The organism is Stappia sp., assembly GCF_048261845.1.
Lineage (GTDB): Bacteria > Pseudomonadota > Alphaproteobacteria > Rhizobiales > Stappiaceae > Stappia.
Window position 1 is genome coordinate 21,581 of record NZ_JBLXFR010000020.1, and the last position, 16,645, is coordinate 38,225.

The following is a 16,645-nucleotide window of genomic DNA, read 5'->3' on the forward strand; positions in this document are numbered from 1 at the left end:
TGAAACGACGAATTCCTGCCCCCACCGCAGGATCCGGAAAGCTCCGGCAGTTTGCGGCGGGGGCAGGCTCTCGCGAAAGTTCGCCTGGTGTGTCAGGCGCCGGCGGCTTCCGCTGCCGTGCCTTGAGCCTTGGCGTCGACGCCGGCGATGACCGTGATCGCCGCCAGCACCAGCACGGAGCCGCTGGCGAGGAACACGCTCTGGACGCCGCTCAGGTCGAGGACCAGCCCGCCAATTGCCGCGCCGAGTGCGATGGCGAGATTGATCGCGGCGACCAGCAGGCCGCCGGCGCTTTCCGCTTCATCAGGCCCGGACCGGGCGATCCACGCGGACCAGGCCACCGGAACCGTGCCGAAGGCGAGACCCCACAGGGTGATCAGCACCAGATCGGTGGCAAAATTGCCGCCGATCGTGGCGAGCAGGAAGGCAAGCACCGCGATCGTCAACGGCGTGATGGCAAGCGTCATCAGCAATGAACGGGCGACCAGCATGCTGCCCAGATAATTGCCGATGAAGTTGGCGATGCCGAAGGCGAGCAGCGTTCCGGAGATCGCCGTGATGCCGATGCCGGTGACGGTTTCCAGAAACGGCCTGATATAGGTGAAGAGCGACATGTGGCCGCCGAATACCATGAGCACCGCCAGCATGGCGAGCGCGACCCGCTTGCGCGAGATCAGCTCGACCAGCATGCCGAAACGCGCCCGTCCGCGCGCCGGCAGCGAGGGCAGCGTCGCGAACTGGAATGCAAAGACGGCAAGACCGAGCCCCGCCGCGCCCGCAAAGGCGACGCGCCAGCCGAACATGTCACCGACATAACTGCCGACAGGTGCCGCGAAGATTGTCGCGGCGGCAACGCCGGAGACCATGATCGACAGGGCCTTGGGGACATTGGCCTCGGGCACAAGCCGCATCACGACGGCGGTCGAGAGAGACCAGAAGCCACCAAGTGCGGCGCCCAGCATCAATCGGCCGATCAACAGGATCTCGACGCTGGTCGAGAAGGCAACGACAAGGTTTGAAAGGACCAGCAGGGCGGAGAAGCCGAGCAGCACCCGGCGCCGGTCGATCGACCGGGCGAGGGCGGCGACGGAAAGGCTTGCGATGACGCCCATTACCGCGGTTGCCGTCACCGCCTGTCCCGCAAGGCCCTCGGAGATGCCAAGATCCTGGGCCATGTCCGTCAGCAGACTGGCCGGCAGGAATTCCGCGCCGACAAGTCCGAAGACCCCGAGGCACATGGAAAAGACAGCGGCCCAGGCAGCCGTCAGGGTTGCCACCGGAGCGCCGGCAGCAGTGTGTTCGCGATTCATTTGAAGTCCCCATCTTAGGAGCGAGATGGCTGATAGATGGGTAGCAATCCCGGACGATCCATGACACATATTCTGAAGTTATTGACCGAAAGTCCGGAAGTGTAACCGACATGACCAATTCATCGGACCCGATCGGCGAGTTGCTGATGGGCATGCGCATGCGCGGCGCGAGCTACGGCAAGTTGCATCTCCTGCCGCCGCTCGGAGCCGGGTTCTCGGCGTCGGCGGAGGCCCGCTTCCATTTCATTGCCGGCGGAAGAGGCTTGCTGCGGTCGCCTTCGGGAGAGCTGATTCCGCTTTCCTGTGGCGATGCGATCCTGCTGCCTCGAGGTGACGACCATGCCCTCGTCTCGAGACCGGACGCGGAGGTTCGTCCCATCGAGGCCTTTCGCACCGTTCCGCTCTGTCCGGGAATGTGTTCTTTCGAGGCGGGGGATTTGGAAACGTGCCCGGAGAAGGGCGTCCTTGTCTTTTCCGCCGCGATGCAGTTCGAACTGGACACGTTGCATCCGCTGATCGAGCTGATGCCATCGGTCCTGTGTGTCAGCTCCGTCCCGGGCATGGAGCCGGAGGTGCGGCCCCTGCTTGACGCCATGGAGCGCGAAATGACGGGGAGCCGTGCCGGAACCGCCGGGATCCTGGCAAGACTGGCGGAGGTGGTCGCCGCATCCGTGATCCGCAACTGGGTGGAATGCGGCTGCGGTGATGCCAGCGGCTGGGTGGCGGCGCTGCGCGACGAGCGGCTCGGGCGGGTGCTCGCAGCCCTGCATCGCGATCCGGGGCGCGAGTGGACGCTTGCCGAGATGGCGGGTGCGATGGGCAGCTCCCGCTCCGTCTTCGCCGAACGGTTTGCCGCTGCGACCGGCACCACGCCCTTGCGATACGTGGCGACACTGCGCATGCGACTTGCGGCGCAGTGGCTGTCGCGGGACCGGATGTCGATCGACCAGGTCGCCCGCCAGTTGGGTTACCAGTCACAGGCCGCCTTCAGCCGGGCCTACAAGCGCGTCACCGGCCAGTCGCCGGGCCAGGCGCGAAAGGTGCGTTGAGAGAGGAGACGGGTCATGCCGTTGCCTGCCGAATATTCGAATGCGTCGGCCGTGTTAGACCGGTTTCTGGAAGACGCGAGGAAATGACCGGCCAGGTGCAGGCCTTGCGGCGACATCGCAATTTTGCGCCTGATACGGCGATTGCCGGCGTCGCATGCGCAGTTCGCAGCCATGTCGAGGGGCAGGCTTTCGACCGGGCGCCTGCCGGCCTTCCCGCGGAGGCAGCCGAATTCTGGGCGGTGTCCGATTGAATGCGGCACCGGCTGACGTGTCCGCTTGCCTATGAGGAGGCCGGCTCCTCGTAGGCCCATACGCGGAACTCCTTCAGGATATGGGGCCCAAAGGAGTTGATGAGGGGTATGTCGGCCGCATCCCGGCCTCGGGCGACAACCACGCGGCCGATACGCGGAATGTTGTTGCGCGGATCGAACGTGTGCCACTCTCCCTCGAGAAACACTTCGATCCAGGCACTGAAGTCCATCGGATCGACCACCGGCACGCCGATGTCGCCAAGATAGCCGTTGACGTAGCGGGCGGGAATATTGAGGCACCGGCAGAATGTCAGGGCGAGGTGGGCATAGTCACGGCAGACGCCGACACGCTCGTGAAACGCTTCGAAGGCGGTGCGGGTTGCTCTGGCCTGCATGTAGTCGAAGCGCAGGTGATCTTGCACGAAGTCGCAGATTTCCTGCACCCGCCCCCATCCCGGAGATACGGATCCGAACCTGTCCCAGGCGATCTGGCTGAGCTGGTCGGTTTCGCAGTAGCGGCTGCCCATGAGATAGGCGAGGCAATCGTCGGGCAGTTCCTGGACCGGCAGTTCGCGGGCGTCATGGAATGCCCTGTCGGGGAGACCGGTGTCCTTGACGCTTGCTTCGCCGCCCAGCGTCAGTTCGCCGGCAGGTGCAACGAGCCGGCGGCAGCGGTTTCCGAACAGGTCGCGATAGGTACTCGTTGCCAGCTGGGGAGAGGTGAAGAAGGTCTCTGCTCCCCTGATATCGGGCGCCCGCGCCGCGTCGATCGACAGCAGGCATACCAATGCTGTCTGCTGTGCGAATTCCAGCCTGATGTCGAAACCGCAGCGAATGAGCATTGCCAGGATCAGTCCCTTCTACCGGAAGTCCGCGGCGTTCAGTGTGTAGGAGGTGCGGCGACGGTTGGTGTGAACCTCCCGCGCGACGTCGTGAATAGCGGTGCGACGCCGGTCGAAGGCCGACAGGCAACCGGCTGGTGACGTGTCGAGCCGGCCGGTTTCGCTGCCCAGCTTCTCCAGCGCGTCGGCTTCTATGAAGAAGGGGACCTCGAACACGCCGTCATGGCCGATGAAGCGCACGCCTTTGCGACCTTCGTCGAAGCTCCGGCTGGGATTGGGAAAGCTCAATGTCATGAGAGACCTCCGGTCCTTCGCCAGGTCGCCAGCAGGAATGCCGAAAGCCCGCGCCGCGGCTTTGCTTGCGCGGCGTGGCGATGAGCGCGGTTTCTGGTGTTGCGATCATTGAGGAACAGCATGCCGTCGGTCGCATCGGAATGACTGAGACCGGTCATGTTCCGGCCGTTGGAAGTCGCCGGGATCCCTGTGTAGACGTGATAGATTGTCCAGGTCCGGTCCTTCTCGATCCGTCTGCCGAAATGCTGGTCCATGCGGGCGGGCCGGGATGCGCCACCCTCGTTTTCCCAGATGGCGATGGCCGCCACGTTTGGCTGGCGGTCGGGCTCATGTTTCACGGTTTTCATCATTGTCATTCTCCGGTTGGCCGTGACTGTTGCTGAAAAGGCAGGAATGAAGCGCCGCGCCCCCGGCTTCGGTGATCGTCATGCCGTCCGGTCGCTGCGGCATTCCGAGCGTATCGAGCAGGCGTCCGGCGATCGCGATCGCATCGTCCCGATCCACGGCATCCACCGTCTCGCGCCCGACAACGGCATGCGCCTTGTCCGTGTCGCGGACCCGGAAGAATTCAATGACGACTTTCATTGCCTGCTCCTGAAACGGCCGACCGGACCTTCAGGCCTTGCTCTTTTCGCGCTGGCCGGTCGAGGCCGAGATCACCGAGAGCTTGATCCGATTGGCAAATGGCGCTTCCGGTTTGGCTTCCGTCTTCGTCTGCTTCGGTTTGCGGATTTCCCGGTTGCTACGCTTTTGTCCCTTGGCCATGCCCAAACGTCCTTTCCATCAAGGTTGCCTTCGCGTTGAGGCCTGCCGTGTCGACGAGCTCCAGCTCGTCCTGGAGCGCCACCCGCTCGTGATTTTCCTCGGCATTGCGGATCCGGTACTGCGGGGCGCCGGCGGATGCCGGCATCATGCCGGTGATGCGGTAGACCTGCGTCTGTCCGGTCGTGTTGCCTATCGCGCTTTTCAGGCGGACGGACTGCCCGATACTCAGGAGATGCTCTCCTGCATCACCCGCGGACTGGCTGGCATGGCGTTGCCGAAAACTTGCCGTGGTCATTGTGGATCGTCCTTTTCACTTATGGCATCGACAGTTGCGGGATCGACCCGCACCATCTGTTGCGTTGTTGCCTTGGCGCCGATCGCCGGCAAATGGATGAAGGTTCCGACCCTGCGCCAGGCGGTCCAGGAAAGTCCCTCGATCAACTCGTCCTCCCGGTCGATCCGGTACTCGCCGGGCGGTTGGGCGTCGGCAAAACCGTCGAGCCGAAAAGGGGTCGGGAAGTGGAGGATGCATTGCGTGGTGCGGGTGGTCATCTTGTCGACCTTCAGGGTGCCCGCAAAGAACGAGTCCGGTCCCCTCCCTTGCGAGCGGGCGGACAGGAAGCGCTCGCCGTGTCAGCGGCGAATTCGCTGTTCTTTTTCGGGGTTTTATTTTTAATTCTTCGATTTCTATTATGATTTAGAATTAAGCCTTAAATGAGGCGACTTGATAATTCTTTCTTTTATTGGGGTTTCACTTTGAGTTTTTCTTTTCTTGAAGAGTGCAGTGCGATTTTTCCGTGTGTCGCCTCCGGTTTGCCGGATCGCGTTGCAAGCGGCGCCGCGGACGGGGCATGGCACGGCCGGGACGTTGCCTGTATGCTGGCACCCACCGGTGTCCCGGTACCTGAGGTCCCCAGATGCCTACGGTCCCATGATCCATCCATTGCGACAGACGAAGTTCCCGGAGGAACATCCGGACCCGATCATCTCCTATGTGGGGACGGAGCCGGCCGGCGCGGTGACAAGGCCCCATGCGCACGGGCGGGCACAGCTCTTCCATATCCTGCGCGGCTCGGTGACTGTGGCGACGCAAGGGGGCAGTTTCGTTGTGCCGCCGGAGCGGGCGATCTTCATTCCGCCGGGCGTCCTGCACCACTCCAGCTATCACACGGAGACGGAAGTCCGTTTCCTGTACATGCGTCCCGAAGGGCTTCCGGCGATGCCGGAGGAGCCGTTCGTGGTGCAGGTGACGGCGCTGCTGCGGGAGCTGATCCTCGCTTTCATGGCCTGCGCACCGGACTATGACACAGGCGATGCGACCGGGCGGCTGGCCGCCGTTCTGGTCGACCAGATCGCCGCCTCCCATGTGGCGCCGCTGCATCTGCCGATCCCCGAGGAGCCGCGTTTGCGCGAGGCGATCCGGCCATTGATCGAGAACCCGGCGGCCGGTCTTTCCGCCGCAGACCTGGCGGGACGGGCAAATCTTTCGTTGCGCTCTTTCGAGCGGCATTTCCCGGCTGCGACGGGACTTTCCTTCCGCGCCTGGCGACGGCAGGCGAAGCTGATGAAGGCGGTCGAGTGGTTGTCGCAGGGAATGGCGGTCGGGGAGGTGTCGGACAGGCTCGGCTACGAGGGGCCGAGCGCTTTCGTCGCCACGTTCAAGAAATCCTTCGGGGTAACACCGGGACGTTATTTCAGCCGCTGAAGCAGGCATGGAAGGGCAGTGAGAGCGGAGACCTTGCCGCCTTGAGCCATTCGCCGATGGTGCCGGAACTATTTCCGCAGAAGGTTGCAAGAAGCCGTGCCGGGGTTGCCGGAATGTCGGTTCCCGCGGATCCCGTCGCCAGATCACGCGGCCGTCGGTTCCATTCAGCCTGCCGGTGGATTCGTCTCCAGCCTGACTAGGCGGAGGGCTCCCGCGAGGCGGTCTTTTCCAGCAGATAGCTTTCCAGCGTCCTGCCGGCATCCACGATATGCCGGGATGTTTGCTGCAGGGCGGCTTCCGTGTCGCGGCGATAGCAGGCATCGAGGATGGCTTGATGCTCGTCCGACGATTTCACAAGGTAATCCAGCCGTGCCAGCGTGAAGCGCATGTAGCGGTCGGCGACATCGTGCAGGCTCGAGATATGGGCAAGCAGACGGGGTCTCTCGCACGGCGCATAGAGCGTGAGGTGGAACGCCTTGTTGAGGCGCCCGAACTCGGCAAGGCCAGCGTTGGCGATCCGGTCCTGCAGCGCCGCGGCCTTGTCGATCTGCGCGTTGGAGAGATGCGGAAGGGCGAGGCGCATGGCCAGCAACTCGGCCGCCTCGCGCATCTCGAAATTCTCCCGCAACTCGTCCGCGTCGATCGGGGCGACGATGGCGCCGCGATTGGGCGCCAGTTGAACAAGCCCCTCGCCGGCCAGCACGCGCAAGGCCTCCCGGATGGGCATCCGGGAGGTGCTGTAGGTCCTGGCGAGTTCTTCCTGGCGCAGGGTGCTGCCCGGCTTCAGCTCGCCGGCGATGATCGCCTGGCGGATTTCCGTCACCAGAAGCTCGGTCCGGTCGCCTTTTCGTGTGTCGCTGCTCGTCATGCGGCAAAGGCCTAGCAGGCGCATGATTGACAGACAAGACGAGATCATGCATGTCATGTCGATATCTTGGATCCAAGATGGAGTCTTGTATGACTGTATCTCGACTTGCGCACATTCCCGGCATCGGTGTCGACAGAATGGGAAATGCGGCGGATGCCGCCGGGGCCGTTGAAATGCTTCGGCTGGAAAATCTCGACACCGATATCGCGCCGCCGCAAGCGGCCATCGAGGCGACGCTGGCGGCTGTCCGCCGGGACGACGCAAACAGCTATCTGCCGTTCCTCGGCATTCACGACCTGCGCCGGGCTGCGGCACGGAGGGTCTCGGCGACGGCCGGGCGCGATTACGACCCCGAGAGCGAGTGCATCGTTTCGGCCGGAGGCCTGTCCGGCGTGCTCAACGTGCTCCTGGCAGTGCTGGAGCCGGGCGACGAGGTTGTCATCACGGACCCGGCCTATGCCGGTCTTCTCAATCGCATCAGGCTTGCGGGCGGGGTGCCGCGTCTGGTGCCGCTTCAGGTGGAGGACAGGCGCTGGCGACTGGACCTGGAAGCCTTGCAGGCGGCGGTCAACGGCAGGACGCGGGCGATCCTCACGATGAGCCCCTCGATGCCGAGCGGCATCGTGCACACACATGAGGAATGGACGGCAATTGCGGCGGCTGCCGAGCGTGCCGGCGCGTGGATCATCCACGACGCGGCGATGGAGCGGATCCTCTTCACCGGCGAACCGGTGATGCACCCGGCATCCTTCGGCAATGTTGCGGAGCGGGTGATCACCATCGGCTCCGTTTCGAAGGAGTACAGGATGATCGGCTGGCGCGTCGGCTGGATCGTCGGGCCGGCACCGATCATGAAGGATGTCGGCCTTGTCAGCCTGAGCAATGTCGTGTGCCAGGTGGGCATCGGCATGCCGGGGGCAGCCGCCGCGCTCACGGCGGAGGACGATGGTGTTGCCGCCGCGACAGCCGAATGGCAGGCGCGACGCGACGCGATCGTCGGCGAACTGGCGGACCTGCCGGTGGTCATACCGGACGGGGGCTGGTCCTTGTTGATCGACACCAGGGCCCTCGGCATGGATCCGGCCGATGCCTCCGCGCGTCTCTTCCGTGACGGGGCCATCGCCGCGACACCGATGACCGGCTGGGGCGAGGAGAACAGCGCCGGGCGCTATCTGCGTTTCGTCTATGCCAACGAACCGGTCGCCCGGTTGCGGGGCTTGCGCGAACGGGTTCGCAAGGCGTGGCTCCTGTGAGCGTGCGGCGCATCGAGGCGGGAGCAAGAATGAGCCAGGCCGTGGTGGCGGGCGGCTTCGTCTTTCTCAGCGGGCAGGTCGGGGAGGGCGCCGACGCCCGCGAGCAGACAAGGAATATCCTGGACGGGATCGACGGCTTGCTCGATCGTGCGGGCACCAACCGTGCGTCGATCCTTTCGGCCAATATCTGGCTTGCCGACATGGCGGATTTCGATGCGATGAACGCGGTGTGGGATGCCTGGGTGCCGGATGGGGGGGCTCCTGCCCGTGCCTGTGTGCAAGCCGCTCTCGCCTCGCCGCGGTTCAGGGTCGAGATCGCGGTGATTGCGCTTGACAGGGAGGTCTCGACATGACGGCTCAATCCGTGTCCGAGCGGTTTCCCTGGCTTGCGGGTGCGCCGGTCTGCGACGGGCTTTGGCCCTGGTCGTCGGCGTTCCTGCCGCCGGGGGCCGATCTTGCGGCCCAGATCGGACGGTATCGTGCCGCCGGTTTCACACATGCCTCCTTCACCGTGTCCAGTGGTCGGGAGACGGAGGTCGACGCGCTGACCAATCTCGGCCGGCTTTCTGGCGAACTGGCAGCGGCGGGTGTGACAGTCGCGCATGACCGGGCTGCGATCCGGGCGGCGCAGGCAGAAGGCCGGTTCTCGGCCTCCTTCCACTTCCAGTCAGCGACGCCTCTTGCCCGTTCGCCCGATCTCGTCGACGCCTTCCTTGCTGCGGGCGTCCAGCGTTCGATCCTCGCCTATAACGAGGCCAATCTTTTCGCCGACGGGTGCCATGAGCCACGCAATGCGGGGCTGTCGGCGGCGGGACGCGATCTCATCCGGCGTATGGACCTTGTCGGAATGCGCGTCGACCTCAGCCATTGCGGCGCACGCACCACCTTCGATGCCCTGGAAGCGGGCTTGCGCACGCCGCCGCTCTTTTCGCATTCGAACGCGCGGGCGTTGTTCGATCACGAGCGCAACATCACCGACGACCAGATCCGCGCGGCGGCAGAGGCAGGGTCCTATATCGGGATCAACGGGGTCGGTTTTTTCCTCGGCGCGCAAGGGGCGGAAATCCCGCGAGAAATGGCCCGTCATGCGGCGCATGTGGCGGAGATCGCCGGCTCGGCCGAACGTCTCGGGCTGGGTCTCGATTTCATGTATCTGGAGGGAAGCGATTATGGCTTCTACCACGCGGCCCGTGCACGCTGGCCACGTGGCTATCCCGAACCGCCCTGGAGTTTCTTTCAGCCGGAACAACTCGGCGACCTCGTCGCGGCCCTTCTCGCGGCCGGGTTCACTCAAGATGAGGTGCGGGGACTCCTGGGCGAGAACTATCTCCGTCACGTCGTAGGCGGTTGATCCCGGGGCCGTGACCGTCAGCATTCCGCAACCCGGACCTTGCGGGGTGCGACGGGGGCTGCCCGGACATGTCCGGGCAGCCCTTGGCTCTTTCAGGCGATGCAGGCGACGGTCAGGCGCTCCGGACCTGCTGCAGGAACCGGGCCACTTCCTTGCGCAACAGTTCGGCTTGCCCCGTCAGGTCATCGGCCGACGAGAGCAGCCGTCCGCCGGCATTGCCCGTTTCCTCGGCGGCGGCACTGACGTCCGCTATGTTGCCGGTGACGTCCTGCATGCCGACGGCCACCTGCTCGATGTTGCAGGCGATCTCGCGCGTCGCGGCGCCTTGCTGGATGACGGAGGTGGAGATGGAGGTCGCGACCGAGCGGATTTGCGTGATCGTCTCGCTTATGGCCTTGACCGACCCGACGGTACACGATGTCGCGCCCTGTATCCCTTTTACCTGAAGGCGGATGTCCTCGGTTGCCCGCGCCGTCTGGTTGGCGAGGCTTTTCACTTCGGCGGCAACCACTGCGAAGCCCTTGCCGGCCGCCCCTGCACGGGCGGCCTCGATGGTGGCGTTGAGGGCCAGAAGGTTGGTCCTTTCGGCAATATCGGTAATCAGCGCGATGACCTCTCCGATCCTTTCGGCTGCCTGGGCCAGTTCCTTCACCCGGGAGTTGGTCGCCGAGACATTGTCCACGGCGTGTTGCGAGATCGTCTGGGAATCCGAGACCTGGCGGTTGATCTCGGCGATCGAGCTGGAAAGTTCCTCGGCGGCGCCGGAGACGGCCTGGACGTTGGCCGAGGCCTCTTCAGCCGCCGATGCGACGATGGCCGAGCGCTCGGATGTCCCGGAGGCGGCGGTGGACAGGGTCCGCGCGGCGGTCAGCATCTCGGAGGCCGCCGAGGCAACGGAGTTGACGATGCCGCCGACCGCTTCCTCGAAGTCGAGCGCGAGTTTCTCTCGCACGACCCGCCGTTCATTGGCACTGCGCGCCTCGGCCTCCGCCTGGGCGGCCTCGAGCCTCTTCATTTCCAGGGTGTTGTCCTTGAAGACCTGCATGGCTGCTGCCATGTCGCCGATTTCGTCTCGACGTCTTGTATAGGGGACCTGTGTCGCCAGGTTGCCGTCGGCAAGCTGACGCATTGTTGCGCTCATTCGGCCGATCGGACCGGAAATGGTCCGCGCGAAGAAGAAGCCGATGACAGTCATCACCACCACGATCGCGATGCCGGCGAGCAGCAGTCGTTGCTCCATGGCGTCGACAGGCCGCTGGATCTCCGACTTGTCGATTTCTGCAATGACCGCCCAATTCGCGTCCTGAAAGTGGAGAGGCATATAGGCCGTGAGTATCGGTTCGCCGCGAGCATTCGTCGACGAGGCGATGCCGGTTTCCCCGGCTAGGGCGGCCATCACCGGAGCCGTTTCGGCCGTGCGCGCGAGGATCGTCGTCGGCTCCCCCTCAGTGCGGAACCGACTTTCGGAGCGAACGAGGAAGTCCTCGCCGACAAGATAGGTTTCGCCCGTTTCGCCAAGCCCGGCTGAACGGCTCATGATCTCGTTGATCCGGTCGACAGGCATCTGGAGAATGAGCGCGCCTTCCAACTTGCCCCAGTCTCCAATAACCGGCATGGCGATGAAACTGGCCGGCTGGTTGTCCACGGGCTCATACGGGGCAAAGTCCGAAAAGGAAATCTGACCGGCCTTGGCGCTGCCGCGAACCTTGCGGAATGCCGAGGCGATCGCGGTGTCACGCCACTCTCCCGATCTCAGGTTTGTCCCGAAGTCACCGTGTTTGGCGACAGAATAGACGACATTGCCGGAGGCATCCGCCAGGAGCAGGTCCCGATATCCGCGACGCTGCATGAAATCACGAAACCAGGGGTGGTAGATCGCGTGCAGGTCGGAATAGGCGCTGCCATCCTCCGCCTTGTCGAGTTCAAGCCGCTTGTGTTCGGTTGCCGCCGATCCGCTTCCATAGGCATCTCGCAGCGCCTTGTTGGGACCTCCGAGCGAACCTCCCGCGGTTTTTTCGTAGGCATCGCCGAAACCGGCGATTGCGTCCCGTACCATTGTGTTCGCGGCCATGATCTGGAGATCGTCCTCGATGCTGGCCAGATATTCGTGAAGTTCGCCATGATGCGTCGTGACAACCGTTGCAAGGGCCTGACGTGAGGTGTTCTGCAGCTCCGTGCGAAACGCCTGATAGCCCAGAATGCCGGAGGCGAGAGCGGCAACAGCAACCGAGGCCGCAATCAGACCAGGTACCTTTTGGGAGATTCGTAAGGAAATCATTGGGCGAAGGTCCGTGTGCTAAGGGATATGCGCGGACCTTGGATTTTTCAGGTAAAAATACAGTCAATGATCTTGTCATCAAACTGTCAAACTTCTTCAAACTCAAAATTGTTGTAGTATTATAATGTATATTATCTGGTTAATTTGTGTGACAATTACTTTGTACTTCAAAGCGCCCTTTTGTTGTCTGCTTAACGCGCCAGTTCCTTCATCGCGGCCTCAAGCCCTTCCAGGGTCAGGGCGTAGTGGCGCCCGTCCATCAACTCGCGGATCATCCGGATCGAGTTGGTATAGGCCCAGTGCCGCTCGGCAACGGGGTTGAGCCAGACACTTCTGGAGTAGTGGTCGGTGAGGCGTTTCATCCAGACGGAACCGGCCTCCTCGTTCCAGTGCTCCACCGAGCCCCCGGCATAGGCAATCTCGTAGGGGCTCATCGAGGCGTCGCCAACGAAAATCAGTTTGTAGTCGGGCCCGTATTTGTGCAGCACGTCCCAGGTCGGAAGCCGCTCGGAATGGCGTCGCGCGTTGTTTTTCCAAAGGTATTCGTAGGGGCAGTTGTGGAAGTAGAAATACTCCATGACCTTGAACTCGGTGCGGGCGGCCGAGAACAACTCCTCGCAGACGCGGATGTGATCGTCCATCGATCCGCCGATGTCGAAGAACAGAAGCACCTTTACCGTGTTGCGGCGCTCCGGGCGCATGTGGATGTCGAGCAGGCCGCGATGCGCGGTGGCGCGAATCGTGTGATCGAGATCGAGCTCCTCGGCCGCGCCCTGACGGGCAAAACGGCGCAGGCGCTTCAGGGCGACCTTGATGTTGCGGGTGCCCAGTTCCACCGTGTCGTCGAGATCGCGAAAGGTGCGTTTGTCCCAGACCTTGACGGCGCGCCGGTGGCGGCTCTCGTCCTGGCCGATGCGGATGCCTTCCGGGTTGTAACCATAGGCGCCGAAGGGCGAGGTGCCGGCCGTGCCGATCCATTTCGATCCGCCCTGGTGACGGCCCTTCTGTTCCTTCAGTCGCTCGCGCAGCGTTTCCATCAGCTTGTCGAAACCGCCGAGCGCCTCGATCTGCTCTTTTTCCTCTTTCGTGAGGTGCTTTTCCGCGAGTTTTCTCAGCCATTCCTCCGGCAGTTCCCGCGCCTCGGTGCCGGTGCCGCCGGCGCCCAGGTCGAGCCCATTGAAGGTCTGGCCGAACACCCGGTCGAACTTGTCGAGATTGGCCTCGTCCTTGACCAGGCAGGTGCGGGCGAGGAAGTAGAAATCCTCGACCTGCTTGCCGGCAAGGTCGGCCTTCAGCGCCTCGAGCAGCGTCAGGTATTCACGCAAGGAAACCGGCACGCCGGCGCTGCGCAGATTGGCGAGGAAGGTCACGAACATGGCGGGAGATTAGGGGCGCGGCCGACGGATGTCGAGATGGCGCGGGCGACTTCGGCAGTCGCGGGCCGGTCCCGCGCGCCAGCGGGGCGCGGGACCGGATTGCAGGGCGCTACAACGCCTGCTTGCCGATTTCGGCAATGACGCCGGCGAGGTTCGTCGACGGCAGTTTCAGGGACACCTTGCCACCTGCCCCTTGCAGGGACTTGAATGTCATTCCGAGGCGGGTTTCGCCGATGATCGAGGCCAGTGTTCCCACCGATACATCGTTCACCTCAATGCTGAACTCACCGTCGAAGGCCGCCGGGTCGACCTTGTGGACACTCGATTCACACCACTTGGTGCATGCCCCGGTGCCGTGGTTGTAGATCGCGCCGCAGCCGCCACTGCAGGAAATGGAGCAGCCGTGTCCGGCATCGCAATCAGCCATGTCATCGTCCCCCTTGAGATGTCTTTGTCAAAACGCTTTGCACAAAAGTCTGCGATGTCCGCCAAGCCAACGGACCACAATACGACCGAAAATGGTCGCCTGCTTAAAATACACTATAAACGTGCTGTTGAGAAGTTTTTGACCCTGCGTAAGCCTCGCGGAGGCAATGCGGCATGACACGCGCCTTGCAGACAGGAACCAACGCGTCAGGCGGTCTCAAGGCTCTCGACCGGGGCGCCGCCCCTGCTCGTCGAGTCTTTCTTCGCACTTCTTGTCATATCGAACGCCATCCCCGTCAATTCTACGGGGTCCGGTTGCGCGAGGTATCGGGCGCCTTGCCCGACGCAGTGTCGAGAAGCGCGCGGGTCTCCGGGTCCGACTTGAAGAGTTCTCCCATGACATCGGAGACACTGGGACCGCCACGGTCGATGAAGGGAGCCGGGCGGCAGACCTCGATCGCGGCAATGCCGACGCGGGCGGTCAGCAGCCCGTTGATCACGCCTTCGCCAAGGCGGGCGGAGAGGCGGGCGGCCAGTCCGTGACCGAGGAGTTGCGAGACGAGACTGTCACCGGCGGCCATGCCTCCGGTCATTGCCAGATGGGTCCCGACATGTCGCGCGAGCCGCAGGAAGCCGATCAGACCCGGCCTGCCGCCATAGAGCGCCGACAGGCGGCGCATGATGCGCAAGTTCTCGATCAGCACCACGGCCAGGTCGAGGGCGGCGCGCGGCGAGACGGCGGTGACGACGGAGACACGTTTGACGCTTTCCTTGACGATGCGCACGGCGCGCGCGTCGAGCGCTTTCAGGAGATCGCGCTCGGCCAGAAGCACAAGATCGCGTCCGTCGATCACTTCGCGCACGTGACCGGCGAGCGCCGCGCGGCCATGCGCGGTGTCGGGTCGTTCGGCATAGAGCGCAATCAGGTCGCGAATGCCGGCACGTCCGGTCTCGCCATCGTCGCGGGCGGCGGCATCGGCAAGGGTCGCGCGCAGGCTTTCGATGCGTTTCAGCCGGAAGATGCCGATGATCTCGCGCAGCACGAGGCCGATGGCGGCGGTGGCGGCGAGTGCGGCAAGGGCCAGGCCCAGCCATCCGAGCCAGTCGGTGCGGGCGAAAAGGTCGCGGATCAGGGCATCCACCGACAGCCCGACGGCAAGCGAGACGAGCCCGCCCAGGCCGATGGAGAACCAGCGTCCCCAGCGCGGACCCTTGCGTGTTGTCGCAGAGGGTGGCAGCGGGGCCTCGCCTGTCTCGCGCTGCGGAACGATGCGGGCTTCCGAGGCGCCGGCCACGCCTTCGTCATCGGGATCCATGCGCACGCGCGCATCGTCCAGACGGAACGCGGCGGGCTTGCGGGGGGAGCGCGGCGTATTTCCGGGGCTGGTCATGCGAGCCGGTCTCCGATCAGGAACTGCAGGGCCCGGTCGAGCCGGATGTGCGGCAGGGAAAGCTTGATCCCCTCCGCCGTCACCTGCAATTCCGGCGGGCGGAAACGGACGAAGCGAACGCCGCCCGGGGCGGTCTGCGCATCGAAGATGGCCGAAGGATCGTCCGGCAGGTCACCGGGAAACAGCGCGATCTCGGTCTTGCCGTCATAGACTTCGCCATTGACCCTTTCACCGGAAAGCGGGGTGCCGAGGATCGCGGGCATGGTCTCGCCGGCATGCGAAAGGCTTGCCTCTCGTGTTGCGCGGATGGCGGCAAGCGCGAGCACGTCCACATCGGCGCCGCTGTACTCGGCCCGTTCAATGGCGCGCGCGACAAGCCGGCGCAGGATCGCCTCCAGCCGGTCGTGGTCCGACCGGTTGAGATGATCGGCCTTGGTCGCGGCAAAGAGGATGCGGTCGATCCGGCGGGTGAATATGGAAAACAGGCGGGAGACCTTGCCGGGCCGGAAGGCGGCCAGGATCTCGGCAAGCGCGACCTCGAGATCGGCAAGCGCCTCGGGACCGGCGTTGAGTGCGTTAAGCGCGTCGACCAGCACGATCTGCCGGTCGAGACGGGCAAAGTGGTCGTGAAAGAACGGGCGTACGACGTGCTTCTTGTAGGCCTCGAAGCGCCGCTCCATCATCGCCCCCAGGGATCCGGGCCGGAGCGGGCCGTCATGATCGGCGAGGTCGAGCGGGGCAAAGGTGAGGGCGGGCGACCCTTCGAGATCGCCGGGCATGAGGAAGCGGCCCGGCGGCAGCATGGAGAGCGCGCGTTCGTCTTCCCGGCAGGCGCGCAGGTAGGTGGTGTAGAGGCCGGCGAGCCGACGCGCCTCCTGTTCCTCTGCCTCGGCCGCCGGGCCGGTCTCGGCGAGTGCCGCGAGATAGTCGGCGGCAATCGTTGTGCGGCCGGCCTCCCGTGCACGGGCGAGCGCCTCGGCAGAAAAGGTCCGGAAGTCCTTGTCGAGCAACGGCAGGTCGAGCAGCCATTCGCCCGGATAGTCGACAATGTCGAGATGCAGTTTGCCGCGTCCCAGCGTGCGCGACAGGAAATGAGCGGATTCGAACTCGATCGTGAGCCGCAATTCGGAAACCTGCCGCGTCGATTGCGGCCAGACCCGCTCCTTCAGCAGCGTGTCGACATGCGCCTCGACGTCGAAGCGCGGGACGTTGTCATCGGGCTGGGGCTCGAGATAGGCGCGGGCAAGGCGACCGCCGGCGGCAGCTTCCAGAAGCGGCAGCCTGCCGCCATGGACCAGATTGTGCACGAGCGCAGTGATGAAGACGGTCTTGCCGGCACGAGACAGGCCGGTCACGCCGATGCGCAGGGTTGGCGTCCCGAGCGACCCGGCGGTCTCCGCGAGGTTGTCCAGGGAATAGCGCACCTCGTCCGTGAGGCGGTTCAGCAGGCTTTTTGGCGTCACGTTCTTTCTCCGCACGCCCATGT

General features: G+C 64.2%; 19 protein-coding genes. 5 read left to right on the forward strand and 14 right to left on the reverse strand.

Annotated features, from left to right (window positions below; translation table 11 throughout):
* Window positions 1–92: 92 nt before the first annotated feature.
* Entirely contained in the window at window positions 93–1,310 is a 1,218-nt protein-coding gene (locus ACN0T5_RS10360; protein ID WP_417768555.1) for an MFS transporter, read from the reverse strand.
* A gap of 110 nt (window positions 1,311–1,420) precedes the next feature.
* Here ACN0T5_RS10360 and ACN0T5_RS10365 point away from each other — a divergent pair, with 110 nt between their 5' ends.
* A complete protein-coding gene (locus ACN0T5_RS10365) occupies window positions 1,421–2,359 on the forward strand; it encodes an AraC family transcriptional regulator (protein WP_417768556.1) in 939 nt (312 codons plus the stop codon).
* Between the two features lie 280 nt (window positions 2,360–2,639).
* On the opposite strand, the gene ACN0T5_RS10370 is transcribed toward ACN0T5_RS10365, so the two are convergent.
* The 7 genes from ACN0T5_RS10370 to ACN0T5_RS10400 are packed head-to-tail and all read right to left on the reverse strand — an operon-like array spanning window position 2,640 to window position 5,063.
* Complete coding sequence (locus tag ACN0T5_RS10370) at window positions 2,640–3,452, reverse strand: transglutaminase-like domain-containing protein (RefSeq protein WP_417768557.1); 813 nt, start codon at window positions 3,450–3,452, stop codon at window positions 2,640–2,642.
* Between the two features lie 18 nt (window positions 3,453–3,470).
* Window positions 3,471–3,746, reverse strand: coding sequence for a DUF1488 domain-containing protein (locus tag ACN0T5_RS10375; RefSeq protein ID WP_417768558.1), 276 nt, complete (start codon window positions 3,744–3,746; stop codon window positions 3,471–3,473).
* Entirely contained in the window at window positions 3,743–4,096 is a 354-nt protein-coding gene (locus tag ACN0T5_RS10380; protein WP_417768559.1) for a hypothetical protein, read from the reverse strand. The genes ACN0T5_RS10375 and ACN0T5_RS10380 overlap by 4 nt, the downstream gene beginning before the upstream one ends.
* A complete protein-coding gene (locus tag ACN0T5_RS10385) occupies window positions 4,074–4,331 on the reverse strand; it encodes a hypothetical protein (RefSeq protein ID WP_417768560.1) in 258 nt (85 codons plus the stop codon). Before ACN0T5_RS10385 ends, ACN0T5_RS10380 begins: the two co-directional genes overlap by 23 nt.
* Window positions 4,332–4,361: 30 nt before the next feature.
* On the reverse strand, window positions 4,362–4,511 hold the full coding sequence (locus tag ACN0T5_RS10390) for a hypothetical protein (protein WP_306029805.1): 150 nt from the start codon (window positions 4,509–4,511) through the stop codon (window positions 4,362–4,364).
* Window positions 4,489–4,806 carry a hypothetical protein gene (locus ACN0T5_RS10395; protein ID WP_417768561.1) on the reverse strand — a complete coding sequence of 106 codons (318 nt, stop codon included), beginning with the start codon at window positions 4,804–4,806 and terminating at the stop codon, window positions 4,489–4,491. Before ACN0T5_RS10395 ends, ACN0T5_RS10390 begins: the two co-directional genes overlap by 23 nt.
* Window positions 4,803–5,063 (reverse strand): hypothetical protein, encoded by a 261-nt coding sequence (locus tag ACN0T5_RS10400; RefSeq protein ID WP_417768562.1) that lies wholly within the window; start codon window positions 5,061–5,063, stop codon window positions 4,803–4,805. The genes ACN0T5_RS10395 and ACN0T5_RS10400 overlap by 4 nt, the downstream gene beginning before the upstream one ends.
* 391 nt (window positions 5,064–5,454) lie before the next feature.
* Here ACN0T5_RS10400 and ACN0T5_RS10405 point away from each other — a divergent pair, with 391 nt between their 5' ends.
* Window positions 5,455–6,216: an AraC family transcriptional regulator gene (locus ACN0T5_RS10405; RefSeq protein WP_417768563.1), complete on the forward strand. Its 762-nt coding sequence runs from the start codon at window positions 5,455–5,457 to the stop codon at window positions 6,214–6,216.
* Between the two features lie 196 nt (window positions 6,217–6,412).
* Here the strand turns inward: ACN0T5_RS10405 and ACN0T5_RS10410 are convergent, their stop codons facing one another.
* On the reverse strand, window positions 6,413–7,084 hold the full coding sequence (locus tag ACN0T5_RS10410; RefSeq protein WP_417768564.1) for a GntR family transcriptional regulator: 672 nt from the start codon (window positions 7,082–7,084) through the stop codon (window positions 6,413–6,415).
* Between the two features lie 89 nt (window positions 7,085–7,173).
* On the opposite strand from ACN0T5_RS10410, the gene ACN0T5_RS10415 reads away from it, so the two are divergent.
* Genes ACN0T5_RS10415 through ACN0T5_RS10425 form a run of 3 tightly spaced genes read left to right on the forward strand, consistent with a single transcriptional unit; the run spans window position 7,174 to window position 9,688 of the window.
* Window positions 7,174–8,337 (forward strand): pyridoxal phosphate-dependent aminotransferase, encoded by a 1,164-nt coding sequence (locus ACN0T5_RS10415; protein WP_417768565.1) that lies wholly within the window; start codon window positions 7,174–7,176, stop codon window positions 8,335–8,337.
* Entirely contained in the window at window positions 8,334–8,690 is a 357-nt protein-coding gene (locus tag ACN0T5_RS10420) for a RidA family protein (protein ID WP_417768606.1), read from the forward strand. The genes ACN0T5_RS10415 and ACN0T5_RS10420 overlap by 4 nt, the downstream gene beginning before the upstream one ends.
* Entirely contained in the window at window positions 8,687–9,688 is a 1,002-nt protein-coding gene (locus ACN0T5_RS10425) for a dipeptidase (RefSeq protein WP_417768566.1), read from the forward strand. The genes ACN0T5_RS10420 and ACN0T5_RS10425 overlap by 4 nt, the downstream gene beginning before the upstream one ends.
* A 112-nt stretch (window positions 9,689–9,800) precedes the next feature.
* On the opposite strand, the gene ACN0T5_RS10430 is transcribed toward ACN0T5_RS10425, so the two are convergent.
* The 5 genes from ACN0T5_RS10430 to ACN0T5_RS10450 form a co-directional block, all read right to left on the reverse strand.
* A complete protein-coding gene (locus ACN0T5_RS10430) occupies window positions 9,801–11,966 on the reverse strand; it encodes a methyl-accepting chemotaxis protein (protein ID WP_417768567.1) in 2,166 nt (721 codons plus the stop codon).
* Between the two features lie 191 nt (window positions 11,967–12,157).
* Window positions 12,158–13,342: a vWA domain-containing protein gene (locus ACN0T5_RS10435; protein ID WP_417768568.1), complete on the reverse strand. Its 1,185-nt coding sequence runs from the start codon at window positions 13,340–13,342 to the stop codon at window positions 12,158–12,160.
* A 109-nt stretch (window positions 13,343–13,451) separates the two neighbouring features.
* A complete protein-coding gene (locus tag ACN0T5_RS10440) occupies window positions 13,452–13,769 on the reverse strand; it encodes a hypothetical protein (RefSeq protein ID WP_417768569.1) in 318 nt (105 codons plus the stop codon).
* 301 nt (window positions 13,770–14,070) lie between these two features.
* A complete protein-coding gene (locus tag ACN0T5_RS10445) occupies window positions 14,071–15,159 on the reverse strand; it encodes a YcjF family protein (protein WP_417768570.1) in 1,089 nt (362 codons plus the stop codon).
* Entirely contained in the window at window positions 15,156–16,622 is a 1,467-nt protein-coding gene (locus tag ACN0T5_RS10450) for a YcjX family protein (RefSeq protein ID WP_417768571.1), read from the reverse strand. The genes ACN0T5_RS10445 and ACN0T5_RS10450 overlap by 4 nt, the downstream gene beginning before the upstream one ends.
* Window positions 16,623–16,645 lie beyond the last annotated feature (23 nt).

Bases quoted from the DNA above. Each gene is read 5' to 3' on its own strand.
- ACN0T5_RS10360 (WP_417768555.1), bottom strand. From the start codon at position 1,310: ATGAATCGCGAACACACTGCTGCCGGCGCTCCGGTGGCAACCCTGACG.
- ACN0T5_RS10365 (WP_417768556.1), top strand. From the start codon at position 1,421: ATGACCAATTCATCGGACCCGATCGGCGAGTTGCTGATGGGCATGCGC.
- ACN0T5_RS10370 (WP_417768557.1), bottom strand. From the start codon at position 3,452: ATGCTCATTCGCTGCGGTTTCGACATCAGGCTGGAATTCGCACAGCAG.
- ACN0T5_RS10375 (WP_417768558.1), bottom strand. From the start codon at position 3,746: ATGACATTGAGCTTTCCCAATCCCAGCCGGAGCTTCGACGAAGGTCGC.
- ACN0T5_RS10380 (WP_417768559.1), bottom strand. From the start codon at position 4,096: ATGATGAAAACCGTGAAACATGAGCCCGACCGCCAGCCAAACGTGGCG.
- ACN0T5_RS10385 (WP_417768560.1), bottom strand. From the start codon at position 4,331: ATGAAAGTCGTCATTGAATTCTTCCGGGTCCGCGACACGGACAAGGCG.
- ACN0T5_RS10390 (WP_306029805.1), bottom strand. From the start codon at position 4,511: ATGGCCAAGGGACAAAAGCGTAGCAACCGGGAAATCCGCAAACCGAAG.
- ACN0T5_RS10395 (WP_417768561.1), bottom strand. From the start codon at position 4,806: ATGACCACGGCAAGTTTTCGGCAACGCCATGCCAGCCAGTCCGCGGGT.
- ACN0T5_RS10400 (WP_417768562.1), bottom strand. From the start codon at position 5,063: ATGACCACCCGCACCACGCAATGCATCCTCCACTTCCCGACCCCTTTT.
- ACN0T5_RS10410 (WP_417768564.1), bottom strand. From the start codon at position 7,084: ATGACGAGCAGCGACACACGAAAAGGCGACCGGACCGAGCTTCTGGTG.
- ACN0T5_RS10415 (WP_417768565.1), top strand. From the start codon at position 7,174: ATGACTGTATCTCGACTTGCGCACATTCCCGGCATCGGTGTCGACAGA.
- ACN0T5_RS10425 (WP_417768566.1), top strand. From the start codon at position 8,687: ATGACGGCTCAATCCGTGTCCGAGCGGTTTCCCTGGCTTGCGGGTGCG.
- ACN0T5_RS10430 (WP_417768567.1), bottom strand. From the start codon at position 11,966: ATGATTTCCTTACGAATCTCCCAAAAGGTACCTGGTCTGATTGCGGCC.
- ACN0T5_RS10435 (WP_417768568.1), bottom strand. From the start codon at position 13,342: ATGTTCGTGACCTTCCTCGCCAATCTGCGCAGCGCCGGCGTGCCGGTT.
- ACN0T5_RS10440 (WP_417768569.1), bottom strand. From the start codon at position 13,769: ATGGCTGATTGCGATGCCGGACACGGCTGCTCCATTTCCTGCAGTGGC.
- ACN0T5_RS10445 (WP_417768570.1), bottom strand. From the start codon at position 15,159: ATGACCAGCCCCGGAAATACGCCGCGCTCCCCCCGCAAGCCCGCCGCG.